The sequence below is a fragment of the Novosphingobium sp. PY1 genome, from assembly GCF_017312445.1.
In the GTDB taxonomy this organism is placed as follows: domain Bacteria; phylum Pseudomonadota; class Alphaproteobacteria; order Sphingomonadales; family Sphingomonadaceae; genus Novosphingobium.
Window position 1 is genome coordinate 1 of record NZ_BLTI01000027.1, and the last position, 2,600, is coordinate 2,600.

The following is a 2,600-nucleotide window of genomic DNA, read 5'->3' on the forward strand; positions in this document are numbered from 1 at the left end:
TTGTTCCAGTAGATACCGACATAAATGAAGCTCAGAACATAGCTGAGAAACACTGGCCACAATTCGGCGAGTGCAGCGAGATCGGCGCGATGCGGCACCTGTCAACGGCGGAGCAAAAGTCGGCCATTCGGCGGCGTAAAACCAGGCCATCGTGTTACATGCCGGGGGGAGTGGCGTGAGGGCGTAGCCCGAGGGCCACTCCCCCCGGCATTGGTGTAATTTTCAGGGTCTGGTTTTGGCCTTGCGGGCCCGGCTGTGCGCGAGGCGATAGCTTTCGCCGTTCATCTCGAGGATGCTGACGTGATGGGTCAGGCGATCGAGGAGCGCGCCTGTGAGACGCTCAGATCCGAAGGTTTCGGTCCATTCGTCGAAGGGCAGGTTGCTGGTGATGAAGGTGGAGCCGCGTTCGTAACGCTGGGAGATCAGCTCGAACAACAGTTCGGCGCCGGTCTTGGAGAGCGGCACAAAGCCCAGTTCGTCGATGATGAGCAGCTTGTATCCGGCCATCTGCTTCTGGAAGCGCAGAAGACGGCGCTCGTCGCGGGCCTCCATCATTTCGCTGACCAGCGCTGCCGCGGTGGTGAAGCCCACCGACAGTCCTTTCTGGCATGCTGCCAGTCCGAGCCCCAACGCTACGTGCGTCTTTCCGGTGCCTGATGGCCCCAGAGCGATGGCGTTCTCACGCCGCTCGATCCACTCGCAGCGCGCCATCTCGAGCACCTGCATCTTGTTGAGCCTGGGGATGGCGGCGAAGTCGAAGCTGTCGAGGCTTTTGACGGCGGGGAAGCGCGCGGCCTTGATGCGCCGCTCGACCATGCGACGCTCCCTGTCGATCATTTCCATCTCGACGAGGCGGGCGAGGAAGCGGATATGATCGACGCCTTCAGCGGCACATTGCCGCGCGAGCTTGTGATGCTCACGCAGGCACGTAGGCAGCTTGAGCGCCTTGAGATGGTGAGCGAGAAGGATCTCCGGGGCCTGATCGCTCATGCGGCCTCCTGCCGGTCGGAGAGCAGGCTCAGATAGGCTCTGGCAAAGGTCTTCTCGACCGTGGTGCGTGGCAGGAAGGGATAGACGTCCAGGTCCAGCCTGGGCGGTACGCGTTCGATCCGGCACAGGACGAGGTGCTTGACGGCATCGAAGCCGATGGCGCCAAGATCGATGGCCTGTTCGACCGCCGCCTGGAGATCGGCGAGGGTGAACGTTTCCAGCAGGCGCAGTACCTGCACATATTCGCGCCTGCCATGTTTGTGCATGCGCCCTTCCATCAACCGCTGCAGTGTCGTGAACGCTTCGGGCAGGTCCCAGCCCTGCAAAGGCGCAGCCTGGTCGAATGCGTTGATCTTCTGCTCGATCAGCGGGAGATAATGGAGCGGGTCGAAGACAACCTCCTCGCGGGCATAGCAACGAGGATGACGGGCGATGACTTCGCTGCGGCAGCCGATCACCACCTCATCGACATAGGCCCTGATCCAGACCTCCTGATGGCCCCAGGCCACCGGAACCGAATAATCGTTGGTCCTGTAGCGCACCAGGGATTGCGAGGAGACCCTCCCGCCTTTCTGATCGCAGGCCTCGAAGGGTGTAGCGGGCAGAGGCTGCATGGCCGCGAGATCGCGCTGCAGCCGCTCACCGATCGTCTCGCTCTGCCCGCGCACCTTGTCCTGCTGGCGCTTGCGGCATTGCTCCTCCAGCCACAGGTTGAACGCCTCCCAGGTCGGGAACTTCGGGATCGGCACCATGAAGTTGCGCCGGCAATAGCCTACCAGCCCCTCCACATTGCCTTTCTCGTTCCCCTTGCCCGGGCGAGCATAGCGGTCGCGGATCACGTAATGTGACAGGAAAGCGCTGAACAGCGTGGCACGCTGCCGCGTGCCGTCGGGCAGGATCTTCGTCACAAGGCAGCGATCGTTGTCATAGACGATCGAGCGCGGTACCGCGCCGAAAAACGCGAAGGCATGCACGTGTCCGTCCACCCAGGCCTCCGCCACCGCCGCCGGATAGGCCCGCACATAGCAGGCATCACTGTGCGGCAGATCGAGCGCGAAGAAGTAGGCCTTCTGCTCCACCCCGCCGATCTCCACCAGCGCTTCCCCGAAATCGGCCTGCGCATCTCCCGCAGGGTGCGCCAGCGGCACGAACATCTCCCGGCTGCGCTGTTCGCGCTCCCGGATGTAATCCTTGATGATCGTATAGCCGCCGGTGAAACCATGCTCGGTGCGCAAACGGTCGAATACCCGCTTCGCCGTATGGCGTTGCTTGCGCGGGACACTGCGGTCACCCTCAAGCCATCCATCAATGATCGCCACAAACCCGTCCAGCTTCGGGCGCTGCGGTACGGACTGGCGCCGGTAACCCGGCGGCGATGAAAACGACAGCATCTTGCGTACCGTTTCGCGCGACACATTGAAACGCTTCGCCGCCGCCCGTTGGCTCATGCCATCCGCGCAAGCCAGACGGACCTGAAGATAAAGTTCCACGCTGTAGATCCCCACACCTCCCTGACTCGGCAGAAAGGCTTCAAGGTGGACGACTTTTACGCCGCCCGCAGCAGGACTATCCCGCCGCTACCGTGGTCGAATATTGCTCCGCCGTTCTCA

The 2,600-nt window shown here is 62.4% G+C and carries 3 protein-coding genes; all 3 read right to left on the minus strand.

Annotated features, from left to right (window positions below):
* Window positions 1-98: TMEM175 family protein (locus tag J3474_RS23055; RefSeq protein WP_207095683.1), on the minus strand; the 98-nt coding region annotated here is incomplete at its 3' end.
* A gap of 124 nt (window positions 99-222) precedes the next feature.
* Window positions 223-990 (minus strand): IS21-like element ISSsp5 family helper ATPase IstB, encoded by a 768-nt coding sequence (gene istB, locus J3474_RS22250; protein WP_007686288.1) that lies wholly within the window; start codon window positions 988-990, stop codon window positions 223-225.
* Window positions 987-2,480 carry an IS21 family transposase gene (gene istA / locus J3474_RS22255; RefSeq protein ID WP_011950768.1) on the minus strand — a complete coding sequence of 498 codons (1,494 nt, stop codon included), beginning with the start codon at window positions 2,478-2,480 and terminating at the stop codon, window positions 987-989. The genes istB and istA overlap by 4 nt, the downstream gene beginning before the upstream one ends.
* Window positions 2,481-2,600: the final 120 nt, after the last annotated feature.